This is a genomic window from Rhizobium sullae (assembly GCF_900169785.1).
In the GTDB taxonomy this organism is placed as follows: Bacteria; Pseudomonadota; Alphaproteobacteria; order Rhizobiales; family Rhizobiaceae; genus Rhizobium; species Rhizobium sullae.
This window is the reverse complement of the sequence record NZ_FWER01000012.1, coordinates 102,580-123,588: the sequence shown is the minus strand read 5'-3', so window position 1 is coordinate 123,588 and position 21,009 is coordinate 102,580. Positions and strand designations below refer to the sequence as shown.

General features: G+C 61.1%; 21 protein-coding genes. 7 read left to right on the top strand and 14 right to left on the bottom strand.

The window, feature by feature from the left end; translation table 11 throughout:
• Positions 1 to 7: 7 nt before the first annotated feature.
• From BN1800_RS12790 to BN1800_RS12780, 3 genes are read right to left on the bottom strand one after another with little or no spacing between them, the layout of a single operon-like run.
• Complete coding sequence (locus BN1800_RS12790; RefSeq protein ID WP_027507737.1) at positions 8 to 571, bottom strand: biotin transporter BioY; 564 nt, start codon at positions 569 to 571, stop codon at positions 8 to 10.
• Positions 572 to 595: 24 nt separating this feature from the next.
• A complete protein-coding gene (locus BN1800_RS12785) occupies positions 596 to 1,204 on the bottom strand; it encodes an energy-coupling factor transporter transmembrane component T family protein (RefSeq protein WP_027507736.1) in 609 nt (202 codons plus the stop codon).
• The gene (locus BN1800_RS12780) at positions 1,204 to 1,878 is read right to left on the bottom strand and encodes an energy-coupling factor ABC transporter ATP-binding protein (RefSeq protein WP_027507735.1); all 675 of its coding nucleotides are present in this window, start codon (positions 1,876 to 1,878) and stop codon (positions 1,204 to 1,206) included. The genes BN1800_RS12785 and BN1800_RS12780 overlap by 1 nt, the downstream gene beginning before the upstream one ends.
• Before the next feature lie 98 nt (positions 1,879 to 1,976).
• Between BN1800_RS12780 and BN1800_RS12775 the strand changes: the two genes are divergently transcribed.
• A complete protein-coding gene (locus BN1800_RS12775; RefSeq protein WP_086997962.1) occupies positions 1,977 to 3,173 on the top strand; it encodes a winged helix-turn-helix domain-containing protein in 1,197 nt (398 codons plus the stop codon).
• A gap of 285 nt (positions 3,174 to 3,458) precedes the next feature.
• On the opposite strand, the gene ribB is transcribed toward BN1800_RS12775, so the two are convergent.
• The 3 genes from ribB to BN1800_RS12760 all read right to left on the bottom strand — a co-directional run bounded on the left by ribB (position 3,459) and on the right by BN1800_RS12760 (position 8,996).
• Complete coding sequence (gene ribB / locus BN1800_RS12770) at positions 3,459 to 4,562, bottom strand: 3,4-dihydroxy-2-butanone-4-phosphate synthase (protein WP_027507733.1); 1,104 nt, start codon at positions 4,560 to 4,562, stop codon at positions 3,459 to 3,461.
• An 11-nt stretch (positions 4,563 to 4,573) separates the two neighbouring features.
• On the bottom strand, positions 4,574 to 5,671 hold the full coding sequence (aroC, locus tag BN1800_RS12765) for a chorismate synthase (protein ID WP_027507732.1): 1,098 nt from the start codon (positions 5,669 to 5,671) through the stop codon (positions 4,574 to 4,576).
• A gap of 145 nt (positions 5,672 to 5,816) precedes the next feature.
• Positions 5,817 to 8,996 (bottom strand): bifunctional diguanylate cyclase/phosphodiesterase, encoded by a 3,180-nt coding sequence (locus tag BN1800_RS12760; RefSeq protein WP_086998114.1) that lies wholly within the window; start codon positions 8,994 to 8,996, stop codon positions 5,817 to 5,819.
• Between the two features lie 245 nt (positions 8,997 to 9,241).
• Here BN1800_RS12760 and BN1800_RS12755 point away from each other — a divergent pair, with 245 nt between their 5' ends.
• The gene (locus BN1800_RS12755; protein ID WP_086997959.1) at positions 9,242 to 9,502 is read left to right on the top strand and encodes a DUF1344 domain-containing protein; all 261 of its coding nucleotides are present in this window, start codon (positions 9,242 to 9,244) and stop codon (positions 9,500 to 9,502) included.
• A gap of 6 nt (positions 9,503 to 9,508) precedes the next feature.
• Here BN1800_RS12755 and BN1800_RS12750 read toward each other — a convergent pair whose 3' ends face one another.
• From BN1800_RS12750 to BN1800_RS12740, 3 genes are all read right to left on the bottom strand, one after another.
• Complete coding sequence (locus BN1800_RS12750; RefSeq protein WP_027507729.1) at positions 9,509 to 10,099, bottom strand: histidine phosphatase family protein; 591 nt, start codon at positions 10,097 to 10,099, stop codon at positions 9,509 to 9,511.
• A gap of 27 nt (positions 10,100 to 10,126) precedes the next feature.
• Positions 10,127 to 10,945, bottom strand: a complete 819-nt coding sequence (fabI, locus tag BN1800_RS12745) for an enoyl-ACP reductase FabI (protein ID WP_027507728.1) — start codon at positions 10,943 to 10,945, stop codon at positions 10,127 to 10,129.
• Between the two features lie 122 nt (positions 10,946 to 11,067).
• On the bottom strand, positions 11,068 to 12,225 hold the full coding sequence (locus tag BN1800_RS12740) for a J domain-containing protein (protein WP_027507727.1): 1,158 nt from the start codon (positions 12,223 to 12,225) through the stop codon (positions 11,068 to 11,070).
• Positions 12,226 to 12,494: 269 nt separating this feature from the next.
• On the opposite strand from BN1800_RS12740, the gene BN1800_RS12735 reads away from it, so the two are divergent.
• Positions 12,495 to 12,992, top strand: a complete 498-nt coding sequence (locus tag BN1800_RS12735; RefSeq protein ID WP_086997956.1) for an RNA-guided endonuclease InsQ/TnpB family protein — start codon at positions 12,495 to 12,497, stop codon at positions 12,990 to 12,992.
• Between the two features lie 54 nt (positions 12,993 to 13,046).
• Here BN1800_RS12735 and BN1800_RS12730 read toward each other — a convergent pair whose 3' ends face one another.
• The gene (locus BN1800_RS12730) at positions 13,047 to 13,505 is read right to left on the bottom strand and encodes an RT0821/Lpp0805 family surface protein (RefSeq protein ID WP_027507726.1); all 459 of its coding nucleotides are present in this window, start codon (positions 13,503 to 13,505) and stop codon (positions 13,047 to 13,049) included.
• A 66-nt stretch (positions 13,506 to 13,571) separates the two neighbouring features.
• On the opposite strand from BN1800_RS12730, the gene pdxH reads away from it, so the two are divergent.
• Complete coding sequence (pdxH, locus tag BN1800_RS12725) at positions 13,572 to 14,192, top strand: pyridoxamine 5'-phosphate oxidase (RefSeq protein ID WP_027507725.1); 621 nt, start codon at positions 13,572 to 13,574, stop codon at positions 14,190 to 14,192.
• Between the two features lie 5 nt (positions 14,193 to 14,197).
• Here pdxH and BN1800_RS12720 read toward each other — a convergent pair whose 3' ends face one another.
• On the bottom strand, positions 14,198 to 15,244 hold the full coding sequence (locus BN1800_RS12720) for a polysaccharide deacetylase family protein (RefSeq protein ID WP_086997953.1): 1,047 nt from the start codon (positions 15,242 to 15,244) through the stop codon (positions 14,198 to 14,200).
• Positions 15,245 to 15,464: 220 nt separating this feature from the next.
• On the opposite strand from BN1800_RS12720, the gene BN1800_RS12715 reads away from it, so the two are divergent.
• Positions 15,465 to 16,733, top strand: a complete 1,269-nt coding sequence (locus BN1800_RS12715) for a D-alanyl-D-alanine carboxypeptidase family protein (protein ID WP_086997950.1) — start codon at positions 15,465 to 15,467, stop codon at positions 16,731 to 16,733.
• Between the two features lie 73 nt (positions 16,734 to 16,806).
• The gene (locus tag BN1800_RS12710) at positions 16,807 to 17,106 is read left to right on the top strand and encodes a nucleoside triphosphate pyrophosphohydrolase family protein (protein WP_086997947.1); all 300 of its coding nucleotides are present in this window, start codon (positions 16,807 to 16,809) and stop codon (positions 17,104 to 17,106) included.
• A gap of 42 nt (positions 17,107 to 17,148) precedes the next feature.
• On the opposite strand, the gene BN1800_RS12705 is transcribed toward BN1800_RS12710, so the two are convergent.
• From BN1800_RS12705 to BN1800_RS12695, 3 genes are all read right to left on the bottom strand, one after another.
• Positions 17,149 to 17,640, bottom strand: coding sequence for a GNAT family N-acetyltransferase (locus BN1800_RS12705; protein WP_086997944.1), 492 nt, complete (start codon positions 17,638 to 17,640; stop codon positions 17,149 to 17,151).
• 16 nt (positions 17,641 to 17,656) lie between these two features.
• Positions 17,657 to 19,072, bottom strand: a complete 1,416-nt coding sequence (gene tldD, locus BN1800_RS12700; protein ID WP_086998111.1) for a metalloprotease TldD — start codon at positions 19,070 to 19,072, stop codon at positions 17,657 to 17,659.
• Between the two features lie 77 nt (positions 19,073 to 19,149).
• Positions 19,150 to 19,773, bottom strand: a complete 624-nt coding sequence (locus tag BN1800_RS12695) for an invasion associated locus B family protein (protein ID WP_086997943.1) — start codon at positions 19,771 to 19,773, stop codon at positions 19,150 to 19,152.
• Between the two features lie 344 nt (positions 19,774 to 20,117).
• Between BN1800_RS12695 and coxB the strand changes: the two genes are divergently transcribed.
• A complete protein-coding gene (gene coxB, locus BN1800_RS12690; RefSeq protein WP_086997939.1) occupies positions 20,118 to 21,005 on the top strand; it encodes a cytochrome c oxidase subunit II in 888 nt (295 codons plus the stop codon).
• Positions 21,006 to 21,009 lie beyond the last annotated feature (4 nt).

The window sequence follows — 21,009 nt, the reverse complement described above, 5'->3', positions numbered from 1 at the left end:
CCTGATCCTAGGTACGAGCCGGCAGCAGCGGATAGCCCGCCATGACGGCGCGGCCGGCAAGCGCTGCGACGAATGCCTTGATCACGTCGCCGGGAATGAAGGCCATCGAGCCGACGAAAGCCTGCTGAAAGCCGATGCCGGCTGCAAACGCGAGATAGGCGATCCCGAAAGCATAGAGAACGACGATGCCGCCGATCGCAGATGCGAGGAAGAACCCGACCGTCTGCACCAGGCCGGACTGCTCCGCCTTCACGAGGCGCTCGGCGATATAGCCGGTGGCGAAGGCGGCAAAGAGCCAGCCGACGAGGAAGCCGGTCGTCGGTGCGGCAAAGGCCGCAAGGCCGCCGCGTCCGCCCGAAAGCACCGGAAGGCCGATTGCGACCAGAACCAGGACGATCAGCACAGCGATTGCGCCGCGGCGCGCACCGAGCACGACGCCTGCCATCATGACGCCGAGCGACTGCGCGGTGATCGGCACCGGGATGAAGCCGAGCGTGATTGGCGGCAGAATGCCGAGCGCCACGATGATTGCGGCAAAGAGGGCTGAGAGAACGAGGTCGCGGGTGCTCATCATGGGCTCCGTGTTTACAGAATATTAACTGACATGCCGCCGGACGCCGCGCGCGTCAATTGCCGTCGCGATATTATCCGCATCTCTGAGCGTGAGAATGATGAGCGGCGCAAGCACCGTGACCGGCCGCACCTTGATGCCGCGCGCCGCATGCGCCTCCTTGATCGCCTGGTAGCGGCTCAGAATTTCCGGCACGAAACGGACCACGAGACCGACCGCCAGGCCGACGTCGTTCGCCGCCACGAGGCCGGCTCGCTCCAGCGGACGGGCAAGCAGCGTGATCTCGTCGATGAACTCGCTGATCGTCGTCGTTGCCGTGACTGCCGCCGCAAAGAGCATCAGCGCCGTCAGCCGCAAAAGCGCCACGACCGCACCGTGCCATGGATTGAACAATAGGCTGAAGAGCGCCACGACGAGGATTGTCAGCAGCACGGGCTTCAGCCGCGCAATCGCTTGCCCGAAATACAGGCCAAGGCTGAAATAGACGGCGCCTGTCATCAGTACGCCGATCGAAAGCAGCGGAATGTTGCGGGTGGTGAAGAGAATGATGCCGAGAATCGCGAGAACAAGCAGCTTCGAGCGCGCCGGAAACCGGTGCATGAAGCTGTCTCCTTCGACATAAAGCGATTGCATCAGCAGGTAATCTCCCGGTAGCGCGCGATTGCCTCGGCCGCTGGCGCATCGGTCGCAAGCCTGCCCTCGTGGAAGAGCAGGACGCGGCCGAAATCCGCGACCAGTTCCAGATCATGGCTGATCACGATGGCGTTTTCAGGCAGGCCCTTGATGATCTTCTGTACCAGTGCGCGGTTCTTGAGGTCGAGCTGGTTCGTCGGCTCGTCGAGGATCAGGATATCCGGACCGGTCACCAGAACCGCGGAGAGGGCGGCGATCTGTAGCTCGCCGCCGGACAGCTCGTGTGCCCGGCGCGCTGCCAGATGGGCGGCATCGAAACGGCCGAGCGCAGCTTCGACCCTCGCTTCGATCTCGGCCTTCGAAAAGCCGCGGCCCTTCAATCCGAAGGCGATGTCGTCGCGCACGATCGGCAGGATGATCTGGTTCTGCGGCTGCTGGAAAATGAAGCCGACATCAGGAAGGGCGGAATGGGAGGTGGCCGTGTCCCGGCCATTGACGATCACCCGTCCTATCGTTGGCTTCGTTAGCCCGTTGATCAGCCGCGCGAAGGTCGTCTTTCCCGAGCCGTTGAGGCCAATCACACCGATGCGGTTTTCAGTGAGGGTGAGGGTGAGTGGTGAGAGCGCCTCCCGCGTCCCATATCTGACTGCAGCTCCTTCAAAGCGGATGTCCAAATCATTCCCCTGTCACAATCCGATGCTGGTTCTATAACCGCAGCGGCAAAAGTGCAAAACCGGGTGGCTAGGAACATTTTCCCGAATATGATGTGCTCATGACGAATCTCCTTTCGAACTGCGATGCCCGCCGCGTCTTCCTAGCCAAACAGGGTCTCAGCACGCCGCCGAACCGCGCCCTGACCAAGGCGGGACTGCTGCAGTTGATCCATGAAATCGGTTTCGTGCAGGTGGACAGCATCCAGACGGTGGAACGGGCGCATCACCAGATCCTCTTTTCCCGCAACCAGACATACAGACGCGAACACCTGACCGCGCTCCTGGAGAAGGAGGGCGCGCTCTTCGAACATTGGACGCACGACGCCTCGATCCTGCCAAGCGCCTTCTTTAAATACTGGAAGCACAAGTTCCGGCACCAGGAGGAAGTGCTTGTCGAGCGCTGGCGCAAATGGCGCGGTGAGGGCTTCGAGCATGCCTTCGATGAGACCTACGAGCGCGTGGCGCGCGACGGCGCGATCATGGCGCGCGAGATCAAGGCCGATGGCCACACCTCCGGCGGCTGGTGGAACTGGCATCCCAACAAGACCGCACTCGAATATTTCTGGCACACCGGCAAGTTCGCGATCGCCGGCCGATCCAATTTCCAGAAGATTTACGATCTGGTTGAACGTGTCATCCCGGCGGAGTTCCGCGAGCCGGAGGTCAGCCGCGAGGAGTTTGTCGACTGGGCCTGCCGAAGCGCGTTGAAGCGGCTCGGCTTTGCGACTCATGGCGAGATTGCTGCTTTCTGGAACCTGCTTTCGCCGGACGAGGCGAAGGCGTGGGTCAGCGCGCATCGCGAAGAACTGACCGAAATACTGATCGAACCGGCACTCGGCGGAAAGCCGCGCCCATCCTGGGCCTTTATGGATTTCCTGTCGACGCTTGATGATTATCCCGATGCCCCGGCGCGCATTCGCGTCTTGAGCCCCTTCGACCCGATGATCCGCGACCGCAACCGCACCGAACGCCTGTTCGGCTTCTTCTACCGCATCGAAGTCTTCGTGCCGGAGCCGAAGCGCGAATACGGCTATTACGTCTTCCCGCTGCTTGAAGGCGACAAGCTCATCGGCCGCATCGACATGAAGGCGGATCGCAAGAAGGGGACGCTGGACGTCAAGCGGCTATGGCTGGAGCCTGGCGTAAAAGCGTCTGCTGGGCGCCTGGAAAGGCTGCAGGCGGAACTGGAGCGCGTGGCAAAGTTTGCCGGGGTGGAGAGGGTTGTGCTTCTCGACGGCTGGTACACGAGCGGCTAGAAAAAGCGATGCTTGCTTCTATCGAGTTTCGCCGCATTCTTCGAGCTGCTTGGCTGAGCGCACAGCATCTCGATTACAACGATTTTACACGCGTTCAACCAAACGTTTCCGATCGCACGCTTAGCTTCCTATGCACTAAGAATACCGAGAGCTGCAGGAGCCTAATGAGACAGTGGCGGCGCTGGTATTACATTCTGCAGCCCTATTCGTACAACTTCTCGATAACCTATCGCAGCAATCGCCTTGTCGATATCCAAATCTCAGCCAACACTATTTAGCTGAATCTCACCAAATCTCCGTCTTCGATATCTTAATCCCAAAGCCCTCGAGGCCGACATAGTGGCGCTCCCGGCTCGTCAGCAGCCTGATCGAGCTGACGCCGAGGTCTTTCAGGATCTGTGCGCCCAATCCGATTTCCAGCCATTCGCTTTCGCGGGTCTTGGCTTCGGCGTGGGATTCGCGGTCCTGGCTGCGGCTCTTGCGGCCATTGTCGTAATGGCCGACGCCGACGGAGCCTTCGCGGAGGTAGACAATGATGCCGCGACCTTCCTCGGCGATCTTCTGCATGTAGTGGTCGACCGGGCTCTTCTTGCCGAAAAGGTCCTCGGCGACGTTTTCCGGATGCAGGCGAACCGGGATGTCGATGCCGTCGCGGATATCGCCGAAGACGACGGCGAGGTGCTGCATCGGGTCCCAGGGGAGTGAGTAGGTATGTGCCTTGGCCTTGCCGAACGGCGTCTCGATATCGAAGCTGTCGCCGAGTTCGATCAGAGTTTCCTTGCGCTGGCGATAGGCAATGAGGTCGGCGACCGAGAGGACCTTCAGGCCGTGTTTTTCCGCGAAATCGATGACCTGCTGCCCACGCGTGACCGTGCCGTCATCGTTGACGAGCTCGCTGATGACGCCGATCAGCGGCAGTCCGGCAAGCCTGCAGAGATCGACAGCCGCTTCCGTATGGCCGGAGCGCATCAGGACGCCGCCTTCGCGGGCAACGAGCGGGAAGATGTGGCCGGGACGGACGAAATCGGCCGCACCGACATTCGGATTGGCGAGATTGCGCACCGTGAGCGTCCGGTCGTCAGCCGAAATGCCGGTCGTCGTGCCATGCTTGAAATCGACGGACACGGTGAAGGCCGTCGTATGCGCGGAGTCGTTTTCTGCCACCATAGCGTTGAGGTTCAGGCGCTTTGCCTCTTCCTTCGGCATGGGCGTGCAGACAATGCCGGAGGTATGGCGCACGATGAAGGCCATCTTCTCCGGCGTACAGTGGACGGCGGCGACGATAAGGTCGCCTTCGTTCTCGCGGTCGTCGTCATCCATGACGACGACGATCTCGCCGGCTTCAAAGGCTCGGATGGCATCGACGACACGCTTCTGGTCATAAGGCATGGGAGCAGTTCCTATTTCAGCCGGCCGGTCTGGCCGCGGTCGCGGAGGTAATGGTCGGCGATAGCACAGGCGACCATGGCTTCGCCGATCGGCACAGCGCGGATGCCGACGCAGGGGTCGTGCCGGCCCTTGGTGCGGATATCGACATTGTTGCCATCGGCATCGATCGAGCGCCGCTCGGTAAGAATGGAAGACGTCGGCTTGACCACAAAGCGCGCGACGACCGGCTGGCCGGTCGATATGCCGCCTAGAATACCGCCGGCGTGGTTGGAAAGAAACAGCGGCTTGCCGTCATTGCCCATGCGCATCTCGTCGGCATTTTCCTCGCCGGTGATTTCGGCCGCACCGAAGCCGTTGCCGATCTCGACGCCTTTCACGGCATTGATCGACATCAGCAGCGAGGCGATGTCCTGATCGAGCTTGGCGTAAATCGGCGCGCCGAGCCCGGGCGGAACGCCTTCCGCCACCACTTCGACGACGGCGCCGATCGAGGAGCCGTTCTTGCGGATGCCGTCGAGATATTCCTCCCATACGGGAACGATCGTGGCGTCCGGTGAGAAGAAAGGATTTTGATCGACCTGGTTCCAATCCCAGTTCTGGCGGTCGATCTTGTGTTTGCCGATCTGCACGAGGGCGCCTCGAACCTTCATGTCCGGCACGACGAGGCGGGCGATGCCGCCGGCCGCGACACGGGCCGCCGTTTCGCGCGCGGAGGAGCGGCCGCCGCCGCGATAATCGCGGATGCCGTATTTGACGTCGTAGGTGTAGTCGGCATGGCCGGGGCGGTATTGCCGGGAAATCTCGCCGTAATCCTTGGAGCGCTGGTCCGTGTTCTCGATTATCATCGAGATCGGCGTTCCGGTCGTGGTCATCGTCTCGCCGTCGGCGTCCAGCATCACGCCGGAAAGCACCTTCACGAGGTCCGCCTCGCGGCGCTGCGTCACGAAACGCGACTGACCGGGCTTGCGCTTGTCGAGCCAGGTTTGAATGTCCTCCAGCCTGAAGCGCAGCCCGGGAGGGCAGCCGTCGACGACGCAGCCGAGCGAAGGCCCGTGGCTCTCGCCCCAGGTTGTCACGCGGAAGAGATGACCGAATGTATTGTGCGACATATGTTCCGACCACGCGCGTCAACCCGCGCCATTCTCCAAAATGCGCGACACTCATAGGCCAAAAAGAGGTGGAGGCAAAAGCCTTTCTTTGCGCGAAATCCGCGTGAGGAAGAAATGCTGTTCCCGCAATTTGCGAACGATGCGCTCAGGAGGCGAGCCGCCATGGCGCGCCGTCCGCTGCAGCGGCGGTGAAGTCGTCGAAGGAGAGGGGCCGCGAGAAGGCGTAGCCCTGCAGCAGGTCGCAGCCGAGATCGCGCAGCATGTCCGCATGCGAAATCGTCTCGACCCCTTCCGCCACCGTTTCGACGCCGAGCGAGCGGGCGATATCGATGATTGAGCGTACCAGCGCGCGTTCCTGCGGCGAATGGAGGATTGGCTGCACCAGTTGGCGGTCGATCTTGAGCCTCTTTGGCTTCAGCTTCAGAAGGCTTACGATCGAGGTGTGGCCCGTGCCGAAATCGTCGATTTCGATATCGATGCCGAGCGCCTTGATACGGTCGAGATTGTGCGCCGCCACGTCCTCGCTCTCGTCGAGGAAGATCGATTCCACTAGCTCGAAGGAGATTTCGCCGGGCCGGATCTGCAGGTCGCTCAGCGATTCGAAAAGGCTGCCGTCGTGCAGCCGCCGCGCCGAAACGTTGACGGAGACCTGCGGCACGACAACGCCGAGTGCTGACCAGCGCATCTTGTCCTTCAGCGCGGTTTCGAGAACGATGCGGTCGAGCTCCTGCACGACGTTGATCTCGTCGGCGATGCGCAGGAATTTGTCCGGCGTCAGCAAGCCGCGGGCCGGATGGTGCCAGCGCACCAGAGCTTCGACGCCGGTGAGCTGCATAGTCTGTGCGCAAAATTTCGGCTGGTACCAGGCCGTGAATTCGCCATTCTCGATGCCGGCGAGAATCTCGTCGGCGGTGCGCTTGCTGTTGATGATGTCGGCCTGGAGGTTCTGGTTGAAGAATTCGTAGCGATTCCGACCCAGGCTCTTGGCGCGATAGAGCGCGATATCGGCATTGATCAGCACTTTGCGCGCGTCGACATGGATGCCGTTTGCAAGCGCGATGCCGATCGAAACGCCGCAGCGGCAGGGGAAGCCTTGGAAATTAACGGGCTGGCGCATTTCTTCGATGATCCGGCCCGCCAGCGCGGCCATATCCTCGTCGCCGACATCGAGGGCGAGGATGACGAACTCGTCGCCGCCGATACGCGCGACGACATCGCTGCCGCGGACATTCTCCGAAAGCACTTTCGAAGCATGCACCAGCATCGCATCGCCTGCTGCATGGCCGAGCGTGTCATTAATCTGCTTGAAGCGATCGAGGTCGATATGGAGGATCGCGAATTTCTGCCGCTGCGACTGGCTTCCGGCAGTCAGATTTTCCAGCGCGATGTCGAGCTTGCGGCGATTGGCAAGCGCCGTCAGCGGATCATGCAGCGAATTGTGCTCGATGCGATTCTTGGCAAGTTCGAGCTCGATATTCTTGGCAACCGCATCGTCCTTGGCTGCCTTGAGCTCGGCTGTCAGCAGCGCGTCTTCGGTGGCGTCGAACGCGACGCCGATGAGTTTCAGCTGTCCTGTTGCCGCCTGGTGCACCTTGCCGGTCGAGCGGACGTAGCGAATGCTGCCGTCCTCCGCCGGCACGCGGCAGATGAGCGTGTGCTTGTCGCCGAGCTTCTTGAAATGCCGTGCGCTTTCGAGCGCAAGATCACGATCGTCCGGATGAATGCGGGAAAGCCAGACATCCTGGGTCATGAACCCATGCCTTGGTTCTAACCCGTAGAGTTCATGCATGCGCTCGTCCCAGACGGAGCCGGCGGCGCCGAGCGTCGTCTCCCAAATACCGCATTGGTAGGAATCGAGCGCCAGGTCGAGGCGGGTTGAGAGTTCGGCAAGCTGCGTCTCGCGGCGGGAGAGTTCGTCCAGCGCCAATTCCAGCTCGGCATTCTTGATGTCGCTGTTTTCCTTCGCCTTGCGCAGCATATCGGCGGCCTCAGCGTCTGCAGTCACGTCCGCGACGATGCCGATCGTCCTGCCGGTTCCCCCCGCATCCGTATAGAAGGAGCCGACCGACCGCAGATGCCGGACGCCGCCGTTCGAAAGCCTGACGCGGTACTGAGCCGTGCAGGAGGTGCCCGCCAGGCTGCAGTTGAAGAAGTGTGTTTCGGCGATCGGCCGGTCTGCCGCCACGATTGCCTCGAGCCAGCTTTCAAGCGGATGACTGCCCTCGCCGGAAGGCTGGCCGTGAAGAGCCGAGGCCCGCGTATCCCAGTAAAGGCTGTGGCCATGATCCTGCAGTTCCCAGATGCCGATATTGGAGGAATCCAGCGCCAGGTTCAGCCGCTGCGAAAGCTCGAGCAGCTTCCCCTCGCGCGCCTCCAGCTCGCTGATATTGCGGTTGCGCTCGCCAAGCAGCAGGGTCGCGAAGAAGATCGGGACGATGATGACGCAGCCGGCGGCGATGATGATCAAGCGAAGCTGAAGCTGGTTCGGCGGGGGGTCGTTCCATCCGGTCATCGGCACAGCCGAAAGTTCCCAGCGCCCGCCAGCAAAAGTGATCTTGCGCCGGAGCGGCTGTTTGTCGAACACATCGGCGCTGCCGAAGAAGGGAAGGGCGGAGCCCTCGGCCGCCGTGCCCAGGTCGCGCACCGCGATCGAAAGGTGGCCGAGATGCGGATAACGCTCCTGGTTTTCACTGTTGCGCGCGGGTTTTAGGCCGGTGTTCTCGTAGAACATATCCCGGTCGATGGTGACTTCGACTGCACCCCAGACGTTGCGCTGCCCGTTCTCCTTGACGAAGATCGGGAAGAAGATCGCGAACGCATCCTTGCCGCTTCCGGTCGTGACCGGGCCGTAAAAGCGTGCCTGCTGGTCTCCCGTATTGCGCCTGACGGATTGGCGCAGCATCAGCGTTTGACGCACATCCTTGCCAATGCGGCTCTTGCCGGGCTGCGGTGGGAAGACGCTGCTGACGACGAAATCCGGTGCGACGGCGATACTGATGAAATGGGGGTTCTGGATGAGCACCCAATTGATCTGGCGCTCCATTTCCTCCTGGTTGGTTTTCGCGCTCACGGAAATCATGTTGGACAGATCGCGGGCGACGGTGATGTCCATGTTGATTTGTGCCGCCATGCGAGCGCGAATAAGGCTTGCTTCGTTTTCCGTGCGAATCTGCAGTTCCCGCAGATGGGCGGCCGTATTTGCGCGATCGAGTGTGAAGCCGACCCCAACGACCACAAATGCGACGAGAGTGGAAACCAGCAGTGAGACCCAGGTATTCTTGAGTAGCCGCCGTAAGTGAATATTGGCGCTGAGCCGCAAAAGCAAAAACACGTCCCCCTTGTTCGGCGGAACTCTAGGAGGAACCGGTTAATTTACGATTTCCCGATGGTTCGTCTTCGCTGCTTGTAATGAAGTGCGCCCTAATGGTTAGCGGTTGCTCTTGCTTATTGTTAAAATGCTATTCATCAATGAGGCGCGGAAAGTCATTCTTCCGGGCAATTTTCGCCATATTCAGGAGCTTATCTGTGTTTCACCGGATTTTTGCGTCGAGTTTCATGAGGGTTGCCGCGATGCGTTTTTTTGTTGCCACGCTGCTGGCTACAGCAAGTTTCCTGTCGCCCATCAGCGGCTTTGCGGAAAGCGCCGACGTCGAAGCGACCATCAAAACGGTCGACATGAGCAGCCTCAGCCTGACGCTTGATGACGGAAAGACCTATCAGGCGCCGGAGGAGTTCAACTTCGAGGGGCTGAAGGCCGGCGTGAAGGTGGTGATCTTCTACACGGAAGTCGATGGCAAGCGGGTGATCAACGACCTCGATATCGTGCAATGAGAGGGATTATATCCAGCCGATCAGTCTTCTTGCGGTGTCGATCTTCAGGATGCGGTCCTGCGGAATCTCCCCCTCGGCAGCCTCGTGCTTCGGCAGGTCCGCGATCATCTTGAAAAGGCTGCGGATGACGCCGCCATGCGTGACACAAACGGTCGGGCACTCGATCGAATTCAGCCATGAGCGGATGCGCCACGACATGATCTCGTAGCTTTCAGCATCGTTGCCCGGCGGAATGAAATCCCACTTATTGATATTGCGCTCGTTGATGCGCTCGCGCTGCGTCGCCTTCAGTTCCTTGATCGTAAAGCCTTCCCAGTCGCCGAAGGAAACCTCGACCAGCCGATCGTCCGGGCGGTAGTCCTTTGGCGGCAGGCCCATCGCCGCGCGCATGATCTCCATCGTCTCGCGCGTGCGCTGGAGCGGGCTTGCGACGAAATCGAAGGAAATGGCTTCGACCCTGAGAATCTCGGCCATATCGATGCCGTTCAGCCGCGCCTGTTCGCGGCCGATGGCGTTCAGCGGAATATCCTTCTGGCCCTGCAGGCGGCGTTCGGCATTCCAGTCGGTCTGACCGTGTCGGACCACATAGATGAGCAAGGCAGGTTCCGCTTGATTGGACTTCGATCAGTCTTTGATAACCGAAATATCCGGCGCGTCTACCGCCTTCATCCCGATCACATGATAGCCGCTGTCGGCATGGTGTACTTCACCCGTGACCGAGCGCGAGAGGTCCGACAGCATGTAAAGGCCGACATCGCCGACATCTTCGATGGTGACGGTACGGCGGAGCGGAGCGTTGTACTCGTTCCACTTCAGGATATAGCGGAAATCGCCGATGCCGGAGGCTGCGAGCGTCTTGATCGGGCCTGCCGAAATCGCGTTGACGCGGATGTTCTTCGGTCCGAGATCAACGGCGAGATACTTGACGCTCGCCTCGAGCGCTGCCTTGGCAACACCCATGACGTTGTAGTTCGGCATGACCTTCTCGGCGCCGTAATAGGTGAGCGTCAGCAGCGATCCGCCCTCTGTCATCAGCTTCTCGGCGCGGCGTGCGACAGACGTGAACGAATAGACGGAAATCTGCATCGTCTTGGCGAAATTGTCCGGCGAAGTGTCGACATAGCGACCGGTCAGCTCGTCCTTGTCCGAGAAGCCGATCGCGTGAACGACGAAATCGATCTTGCCCCACATCTTTTCGACGTTCTCGAAAACGGCATCAATGCTCGCTTCGTCGCTGACATCACAGTGGCCGGCGAGTACGCCACCGAGTTCGGCAGCCAGCGGCTCGACTCGCTTCTTCAGGGCATCGCCCTGATATGTAAATGCAATTTCGGCGCCCTGTGCATGAATGGCTTTGGCAATGCCCCACGCAATCGAACGATTGTTGGCGACGCCCATGATGACGCCGCGCTTGCCTGACATGAGGCCTGTTGCTTGAGCCATATTTTGCCCCCTAATGATCCAATTGGAAATTGCCTATGGCATAGGCCGTCCACCGGTTCAAGATTGCGGGCAATCATCAACTGTAAGGGATCGTAATAAAGGGTGCGCTTGTCACGAAAATTTCACAGAAACAGCCCTTCGCGCATGCTTCGCATGAGATCCGTGACTTTATCGTCCGGCTTTTCCCACAACATAATGCGTAGTTCGACGACCAGGTCGCCCTTTCCGCCGGTGTCGTCGGGCAGGCCCTGGCCGGAGATTCGGATCGTCTTGTCGGATCCTGACCAGGCGGGAACGGTGACGTCGACCGGCCCGTTCGGTCCGTCGATGCGTGCTTCGGTGCCGAGAACGGCATTTTCGATCGTCACAGGAAGCACGGTATGCAGGTCGAAGCCATCGACGGTGAAACGCGCGTCGGGCGCGATGTGGATGCTGACGACCGCATCGCCGCGCTGCATGTTCGGCAGCTTGTAGCCCTGACCCTTCAGCCGGACCTGATGGCCCTCCCGCGTTCCGGCCGATAGTGCGAAGCTTGCCTCGCGGCTCTCGCCGAGCTGCACGGTGGCCCAGTTACCTTTCAGTATATCTTCTATTGTTACGGTCGTCTGTGCAAACTGATCCGGCGCCTTTTCCGGTGCGGGCGTGCTGCCGGTGAAGCGGCGCACGAGCGACGTCAGGATGCTCAAGGGCTGAAGAATGCCGCCAGCAGCCGCGACGGCAGCAGTTTCTGCACCTTCCTCCTCGGGCTTGATTGCCTCCGCCTCCGGTTTGCCTGCCTCCGCCTCCGGTCGCCGGCTGGCATTTGCCTGTGGATGAACCGTCGCGCCTGCGCTTGCAGCTTTAGCCTGCGCGCCAAAAATGCGCTCGACCATGTCTTCGGCGGATTCCGGGCTGGCCTGCTGCTGCTTTGCCGCTTCGGCGGCGGCCCTCGCCGCCTTTTGCGCGTTGGCGCGGGTGAGTTCTTCCATCACCCGTTCGGCATTCGCCTGTGCTGCCTTCGCCCGGACCGCCGCCTCGCGGGCGGCCTGCCGCTGTTGCATGATCGTATCGCCGCTCACGCGCGCCTCCGCCATCCGTGCGGCCGTATCGAAAAGGCTGCGCTTCTTGGGGTCCTTCAATGTCTCATAGGCGCGACCGACCTCGGCGAAACGCGCCGTTGCCGTCGGGTCGCCCTGGTTATGGTCCGGATGGACGGCCTTGGCCTTGTTGCGCCAAGCGGCCTTGATCTCGTCTGCCCCTGCGTCCTGAGGAACGCCCAAAATCTTATAAGGATCGCGCATAATAAACCGCCGGTGTTCCGATGCGGTGTGCCTGTCCTTGCCCAGCACCCCGATGCCCAATGACAACTCTCTGCGCGCCATCTGGCCCATTTGAGAGGAACCGGAACACGCGTCTGTGAGCCGATCGTGCGTCAGAGTTACTAATCAGTCCTTATTTTTGGGGAGGGGAATGCGGCTTTCTCCGCAAATGGTTAGCTTTCTGCTAAGCATCGCGGCGGCGATTAATCATCGGAAGCGCGCGACCTTGGGTCTCGACATACTGCCGGACAATGTCCAAAGGCGCGCCGCCGCATGACGCGGCGAAGGCGGCGCGCCAACGGCTGCACTGGCAACACGTGACGACGACGCGCATCGCGAAGCGCTTCGGGGCGGCCGTCCTCGAGGACCTGAAGATCAGGAACATGAGCGCCTCGGCGAAAGGGACCGTCGAAGAGCCGGGCAAGAACGTCGCCCGGAAGGCTGGCCTCAATCGCTCGATCCTCGCGGCGGCGTGGTACCGCTTCGAGCTGTTGCTGACTGACAAGCTTGCCTTCCTCGGCGGAACCGTCGTCAAGGTCGATCCGCGATACACGTCCGTGACCTGCTCAAAGTGTGGGTCGAGGGACAAGGCAAACCGCGAAAACCAAGCGAAGTTCCTCTGCCTCTCCTGCGGACACGCAGACCACGCCGACGTCAACGCGGCGGTCAACATCCTCCTGGCTGGAACACGGCCATCGGCGGCGTCGGAGACTTCCGGCGGGAGCCGAGGACTCGAAAGGGCGGCCTAAAGCCGCCCCTGAAAATCCCCGTCAGGGCGGGAAGATGTTAAGTTTTGAAGCGGATCAGCCTTCCGGCTGGAAGCTCAGCAGCTGCCAGTTGCCGCCGCCCACGAGGCAAGTCTTGCCGTAGAATTTGGCAACGCCCGCATAGGAGTGCCGTGTCGTGCGGAATTGGCGGCAGACCTGGCCCTGGTCGTTATTCTCGACGATCGTGTCGATGACGCCGGCGCTGCCGGTGGAGGAGTTCGCCCAAGGCAGTGGCTGACCGGCCATCCTCTGGATGTCGGCGGAGGTGACCGCGTTGCGGACCGTCATTTCGTCGGAAAGAGTATCGGTGCTCGGCGGCGCCTGCGGCACGGTACCGGTGGCGACTGAACGGTCCACCTTGGAATCGCTCAAGAAGTCAAATCCGCCCGTCATGCAGCCGGAAAGCGGCAGCATCGCCGCTCCGATGACGAACAACATGGTACAACGGCACAGCCGGCCCTTTGTATGGCGATTTGACTTTGCTATGACTTTCACCCTGCGTCCTGTCCAGTCGTGAAAAGCTGGGCATTAAACCAATAAACCCGGGGCATTTGAGATAATATGTCGGCAAATGAGTTAACAAGCAGTGACTTCACCGAGCGCGACGAGCCGTTCAAGCTATTCGCGGAATGGCTGAAAGATGCCGAGGGTTCCGAGATAAACGATCCGAATGCGGTAGCACTTGCAACGGTCGATGAAGATGGCCTTCCCAATGTCCGCATGGTTCTCCTGAAGGGATTCGATAGCGACGGATTCGTCTTCTACACCAATTTTGAAAGTCAGAAAGGCCGCGAAATCTTGGGACAGAAAAAAGCAGCCCTGTGTTTTCATTGGAAAACGCTGCGCCGGCAAGTGCGCGTTCGCGGTCCTGTGGAAATCGTGACCGACGAGGAAGCCGACGCGTATTTCAAGACCCGCGCACGCGGTAGCCGCATCGGCGCCTGGGCGTCCAAGCAATCCCGCCCGCTGGAAAGCCGTTTCGCGCTGGAAAAAGCCGTTGCCGAATATACGGCGCGTTATGCCATCGGCGAAATACCGCGGCCGCCCTACTGGTCCGGTTTCCGCATCAAGCCAGTCTCGATCGAATTCTGGAAGGACCAGAACTTCCGCCTGCACGACCGCATCGAGTTCCGCCGCACAACGGCGGAAGGCGATTGGGAAAAGGTCAGGATGTATCCGTAACGGGCTTATCGGCCCATCAGCTTCAGCGGGATGCCGGAGGCGAGCGCCGAGACATAACGCGGCCTCTGGTAAAACCCGTTGAGCGAGAGCCGCGGCAGATAGGCCGTGCCGCCGGGCAGGTCCGGACGCATGATGCCCGGCCGTGTCGTCACCGCGACCTTGAACCCGAGTTCGGCCGCGATTTTCGCCTCGCGATAGGTTGCGGCCTCGGGCGTGCCATAAGGGAAGGCGAAGGCTTCTGGCCGTTTGCCGGTGATCGCCTCTACGTGATCGGCAGAAAGCGCCATATCCTCCCGCGCTTGGGATTCTGGAAGCCGCGCAAGCGCGCGATGGCTGACCGTATGGGCGCCGATGGAGGCGAGGGGGCTTGCGTCGAGAAGATTGAGTTCCGCCGCACCCATCACGAGATCGTCGACGAGTTCGGCCGGATCGATCTCACGGTGACGGGCGAGCGCATCGATCTTCGCAACCGTTGAGGCCTCGTCGGTTTGGTGGACATGCGCTGCAAATCGCGAGAATGCCGCATGCTGATCGGCCAGTGTGCCAAGCGTGATCGTCTCTTCGCCTGCGCCGAAATCGAAACGGACTTGTTCCGCCTTCCGCAGGATGGCGGCAAGCGTCTCCCACCAGATCGTGTGGGTGCGCTCCGTGAGGCCCTTTGTCACGAACACCGTAAAGGGCGCCTCGTGCTTCTCGAAGATCGGATAGGCGTGAACGAGGTTGTTGCGGTAGCCGTCGTCCAGCGTAAACGCTGCAAAGGGCTGGTCGCCGGCCGGTCCGGAAAGCAATGCCGGAATCTCGTCCAACGCGACGAACCTGTAACCGTCATGGGCAAGCCGCGTCAGCGCCACATCGAGAAACTCGGGGGTGATTTCCAGGTGTCTGTTCGGCTCGAAGGCATGCGGCTCGTGCGGCCTGACATGATGCAGGGTAAAGATCGCGCCGCGTCCGCGCGCGTTGCGCATCAGCCGGAGAGCCGCGACAAGATGAGCGGCCTCGAGCCCGCCGGTGATGGCGATCCGTTTCGCGCGATTTTTCCACAGCCTGTGCATACCGCCTCCCTGAAGACGGGCGAGCCTATCAATTATGGTGTTAAGCGTTGTTGAACGTTGCATTTCCGAGTGAAATCTTTACGTTCCGTTCACCAGGAGCAAAGAAAACTCAAAAAATTGGTGTCCGTTGCCTCAAAGTCGCGCCAGATTAGCGGCTTCTGTCGCAGAACGGGACACACATCTGACTTCGCCGGTGCGGCATTTTGATTGAGGGGATTTCATGAAAAGGTTGGTGGCCGCATTTTTAGCCGTGATGTTTGCGGTTTCGGCACCCCTCGCGGCGATCGCCGGCAACGCCTCCCTCATCCTTGACGCCCGAACGGGCAAGGTTCTCGCTTCCGAGAACGGCGATGTGCTGAACCATCCGGCCTCGCTCACCAAGATGATGACGCTCTACATCACCTTCGAGGCATTGAAGCGCGGCAAGATTACCTGGGACACGCCGATCGTCATGTCGAAATACGCGGCCAGCCGCCCGCCGACCAAGCTCGGCGTGAAGGCGGGCGGGACGATTACAATTCGCGAAGCCGTCTATGGCATGATCGTCAAGTCCGCGAATGATGCCGCCGCCGCGGTCGGCGAAAAGCTCGCGGGCTCCGAAAGCAACTTCGCCCGCATCATGACGCAGAAGGCCCGCCAGCTCGGCATGAACCGCACCGCCTTCTACAACGCCTCCGGTCTGCCGGATGCACGGCAGGTGACGACGGCGCGCGACATGTCGACGCTCGGCGTTGCGCTGCTCAAGCACTATCCGAGCGAATACCGTCTCTTCTCGATGACGGCCTTCACCTTCCGCGGCAAGACCATCCGCGGCCATAACAACCTGATGGTTCGCTACCAGGGCATGGACGGCATCAAGACGGGCTACACCAACGCCTCCGGCTTCAATCTCGTGAGCGCCGTGCGCGACGGCAACCGCCGCGTCGTTGGCGTCGTCCTCGGCGGTCGCACGGCCCGCAGCCGCGACGCTCAGATGGAAGCCCTTCTCGACAAGTATCTCGGCCGCGCCTCCAGCGGTGGCAGGCTGCTTGCAAGCGCCGGCGCGAAGCAACCGGTCGAGATTGCATCCGCCGCCGCCGGTACGGACGTCTCGCTTCCGGGCGTCACGACGAAGAGCGAAGTCGAAGCCGGCAATGTTCCTTTCGCGCTCGGTTATTCCGACACCGCAGCCGTTCCCCTGGAGCGTCCGGCAGCACTCGAGGAAATGGTCAACGCCGGCAAGCCGCAGCAGTCGGCCCAAGGCTGGCAGATCCAGATTTCCGCCGCTCCGAGCGCCGATGCCGCCCGTGCCCTGCTTGCCCAGGCAAAGGCCGAAGGCGGCGCGGCACTGAAGTCCGCAACTCCCTATACCGAAGCCTTCGGCACTGGCGCCAACGCCATCTACCGCGCCCGCTTCGTCGGTTTCGCCACCGAAAAGGCCGCCACCACCGCCTGCGAAGCCCTCAAGAAGCGCTCCTACGACTGCGTGCTGCTCGCCAATCAAGGCTAAGTTCCGAACGCCATTCGCTGGACAATCCGGACGAATCGGCATTCTCCTGTTTGGATACAAAAGGAGAACGTCGATGCTTTCCGATCTCGCCGAAAAATTCGAATCCTCTTCCCGCCGTTACGCCGAAGTGAATGGCATTGAGCGGGATCCGGACTGGTATCTCCTGAAGCTGCAGGAAGAAATGGGCGAACTCACGCAGGCCTGGAACCGCGTGAGCGGCAGAGGGCGCCCGAAAGGCAAGACGCCGGACGAACTGAAGCAAGACCTCGCCGACGAAACGGCCGACATGCTCGGCCACATCCTGCTCTTTGCCCGCCACAACCACATCGATCTCGATCCGGCGATCGAACGGAAGTGGCGGTTCAGGCCCTAACTCGCGGCTTTCCGCGGTCGCCCGCCTTGAAAAGGAGCGAACCTAACCCACAGCCCGCCGGTAGAACTTGTTGTCCACGGCCATCAACGGGAAGGAGCGGGGGAGGTCGCCGCGCTTGATCTCGGTGAAGCCGTTCTTCTCGTAGAAGCGATGCGCGGCCAGGAACCTGTCGGTCGTGCCGAGGAAGATGTCTCGGATGCCGTGCGCTTTGGCATGGGCAAGGAGCGTGTCGAGCAGCTTTGCGGCAACGCCATGCCCGGGGCCGCGCACCGGTGCGGCGACGAACATCTTGCGGAGCGCTGCCCGGTTGTTGCCGATGTCCTTGAGGCCGACTGTGCCAACGATGACGCCGTTACGTTCCGCGACCCAGAACTGGCCTTTGCCGGACTGGTAGAAATCCGGGATGACCTGCAGGTCCGGCTGGTCGTCAGCGGTGATCGCGAAGCCGAATTCGTCACGCTGGATCGGCAGAATGACCGAAAACACGCCATCGATATCAGGGGCGGCGAAGGGTCTGATCTCGATCTCGCTCATCGCCACCTCCCGATCGTTAGGCCTTCGTGCCGCCGACAGTCACCTGGTCCATGCGCAGGTGCGGCTGTCCGACGCCGACCGGAACCCATTGTCCGGCCTTGCCGCAATTGCCGATGCCGGTGTCGAGCTTCATGTCGTTGCCGATCATCGAGACGCGCTTCATGGCATCTGGGCCGTTGCCGATCAGCATCGCGCCCTTGATCGGTGCACCGATCCTGCCGTTTTCGATCAGGTACGCTTCGGTGCAGCCGAAGACGAACTTGCCGGACGTGATGTCCACCTGGCCGCCGCCGAAGGAGACGGCATAGACGCCCTTTTTGACCGAGGCGATGATCTCTTCCGGCGTCCTGTCGCCGCCGAGCATGTAGGTATTGGTCATGCGCGGCATCGGCACATGGGAATAGCCCTGGCGGCGCCCGTTGCCGGTCGGCTGCATGCCCATCAGTCGGGCGTTCTGCCGGTCCTGCATGTAGCCGACGAGCTTGCCGTTCTCGATGAGTACATTGTAGCCGGACGGCGTACCCTCGTCATCGATTGTGATCGAGCCGCGGCGGCTGTCGATCGTGCCGTCGTCGACGACGGTCACGCCTGGTGCGGCGACCATTTGGCCAAGCAGCCCGGCGAAGGCAGACGTTTTCTTGCGGTTGAAATCCCCTTCGAGACCGTGGCCGACTGCTTCGTGCAGCATGACGCCTGGCCAGCCGGAGCCGAGCACGACATCCATCGTGCCCGCCGGGGCTTCGATCGCCTCGAGATTGACGAGCGCCTGGCGCAGCGCCTCGTCTGCGCCGTACCGCCAGCTTCCCTCGGCAATGAAATCGCCGAAGCCAACGCGCCCGCCGCTGCCATAGGAGCCGGACTCCTGCCGGTCGCCTTCGCCGACGATGACGGAGATGTTGATGCGCGTCATCGGGCGGATATCGCGAACGCGATGGCCGTCGGCACGAAGGATATCGACAACCTGCCAGCTCGCAGCGACCGATGCCGTCACCTGGCGCACCTTGTCGTCCTTGCCGCGCAGATAGGCGTCGATATCGGTCAGCACCTTGACCTTCTCTTCGAAGGTCGGCGAGCCGATCGGGTTCTCGTCGCCGTAGAATTTCTTGTTCGTGCGTTGGGGTGCGGCGGCATAGCTTCCGCAATAGCCTTTCGTGACCGCGCCGACAGCCTCAGCCGCGCGCTTCAGCGCCGCGACCGAAAGATCGCCCGCATGGGCGTAGCCGACGGCCTCGCCGGCAACCGCGCGAAGGCCGAAACCCTGCTCGGTGTTGAAGCTGCCGCCCTTGAGGCGGCCGTTGTCGAACATCAGCGATTCTGCCTGCGCATGCTCGATGAACAGCTCGCCGTCATCGGAGCCGGAAAGCGCCTCGGCAACATGTTTGCGCATTGTGGCTTCGTCGGCATCGAACAGCGTCAGCAGGTCGGTATTCATGATCATATTCTCCGCTTCGAAGCAGAAACGCTTCCAAGCCGGATGTAGGTCCGCAGGGCTGTTCGAGCAAGCCCTTATCAGGGCAGGGCGTCGTAGCCTTCGGCAAAGCCCTTGAGGTCGACGGGAATGCCGATGCCTTCTTCCGGTGTCTGAAAGACGATGAAAGTGGCGCTGGTGCCGCTGCGGAATGTCTTCAGCAGTTCGTCCTCGAGCACGACTTCGGCGTAGCAGCCGTCGGCAAAGCAGCGCACGAAATAGGCGCGGCCGATGTCCTTGCCGTCGACATTGAGGCCGAGGCCGTTCGGCAGCAGCACGCCGAGCGGCGCCAGAACGCGGAGGATCTTCGACTTGCGGTCGGCGGTCTTCAGCACGACGACCGAGAGGCCGACTTCCGGCCGGTCTTCAGCAATAACGTTCTGCATCAGCGCGCATTGCTCGGCGGAAGCTCCGGCTGGCTTGTCGCAGACGACGGACCAGGCGCCGTGGTTCGACTTCACGGTTCCGGGAGCCTGCGGCTGGCTTTGTCCGGGCGCTGCCTGCTGCGGCGGAGCCGGCTGGGCTGGTGCCGGTTGCTGGGCCGGTGCCGGTTGTTGCGCGGGCGGCTTCGGTGCAGGCTGCTGCTGGGCAAATACGGGGATTGTCGCCGCGGCTGCGATGCTGGTGGTCAGAATAAGCGACCGCGCGAGGGAACGGAAACCCATGGAAACCTCTGGAATTCGAATCAGTGCCGCTATTGTTGGAGGCCGCCACCGGAAATGAAAAGCCCCGCCCCGTCAAAACCGGGGGACTACGGCAGAAATAGGACCTTTCGCCGAGAATGTCGAAATGGCGTATTGGCCCCGGCCGGCCTTTTTCGTATGACCATGAAAATCTTCAGCAATGTTTTGCCCTGGCTGCGGAATTTGACTTTGGGCAAAAATGCCGCATAGACAATCGCTCTGGCCTGTTGCGGTAGATGGCAAACTGTGGTTTGAAGCGCTGAAGATGGCAAGGATTCTGCGTTCGATTTGTGGCAGATCAAGCGCTCGAGGGAGATACTAAAGTGATGAAGAAGGCTTATGCAGCACTGACCGCGCTGGTCTGTCTGCTTTTTGCTTCCGGCAGTTTTGCCGATCAGCCGCTGCCGTGGCAGGCAACGCTGCAGCCGGCGGCGACGCAGATCATGCGGGAAATCAGCTGGTTCGAACAATATACGCTGTGGTTCATCGTTCCGATCACGCTTTTCGTTCTCGTGCTGCTGATCGTCGTCTGTTTCAAGTTCCGCGCCAGCGCAAATCCGGTGCCATCGAAGACGAGCCATAACACGATCATCGAAGTCATCTGGACCGTCGGGCCAGTTCTCATTCTCCTCCTCCTCGCTGTTCCGTCGTTCAACCTTTTGACGGCGCAGCTCACCCTGCCGGAAAACCCGGATGTCACGTTGAAGGCGACGGCCACCCAGTGGCAGTGGAATTATGAATACGCGGGCACGGGCGAGACGCCTCTCACGTTCGATTCCTATCTGCTCAAGGATCCGGATCGCGCGGCTGCCGGCAAGGTCGACCTCGCCACCTATCCGCGCCTGCTTGCCGTCGACAACGAAGTCGTGCTGCCGGTCAACAAGACGGTCCGAGTTCTCGTGACCGCCGCGCCGACCGACGTCATTCACGCCTTCGCCATGCCGTCCTTCGGCATCAAGATCGACGCCGTTCCCGGGCGTTTGAACGAAACCTGGTTCAAGACGGAGCGCGAAGGCCTGTTCTATGGCCAGTGTTCCGAGCTTTGCGGCAAGGACCATGCGTACATGCCGATCGCGATCCGCGTCGTCTCCGAAGACAAGTACAAGCAGTGGCTGACGGCTGCTGCTTCTGATCTTCCCGGAGCCTACAAGGCTCTCATGGCTGCCACCGACGGTCAGGCAAAGACCGTCGACGTCGCCGAAAACGTTCAGTAATAGA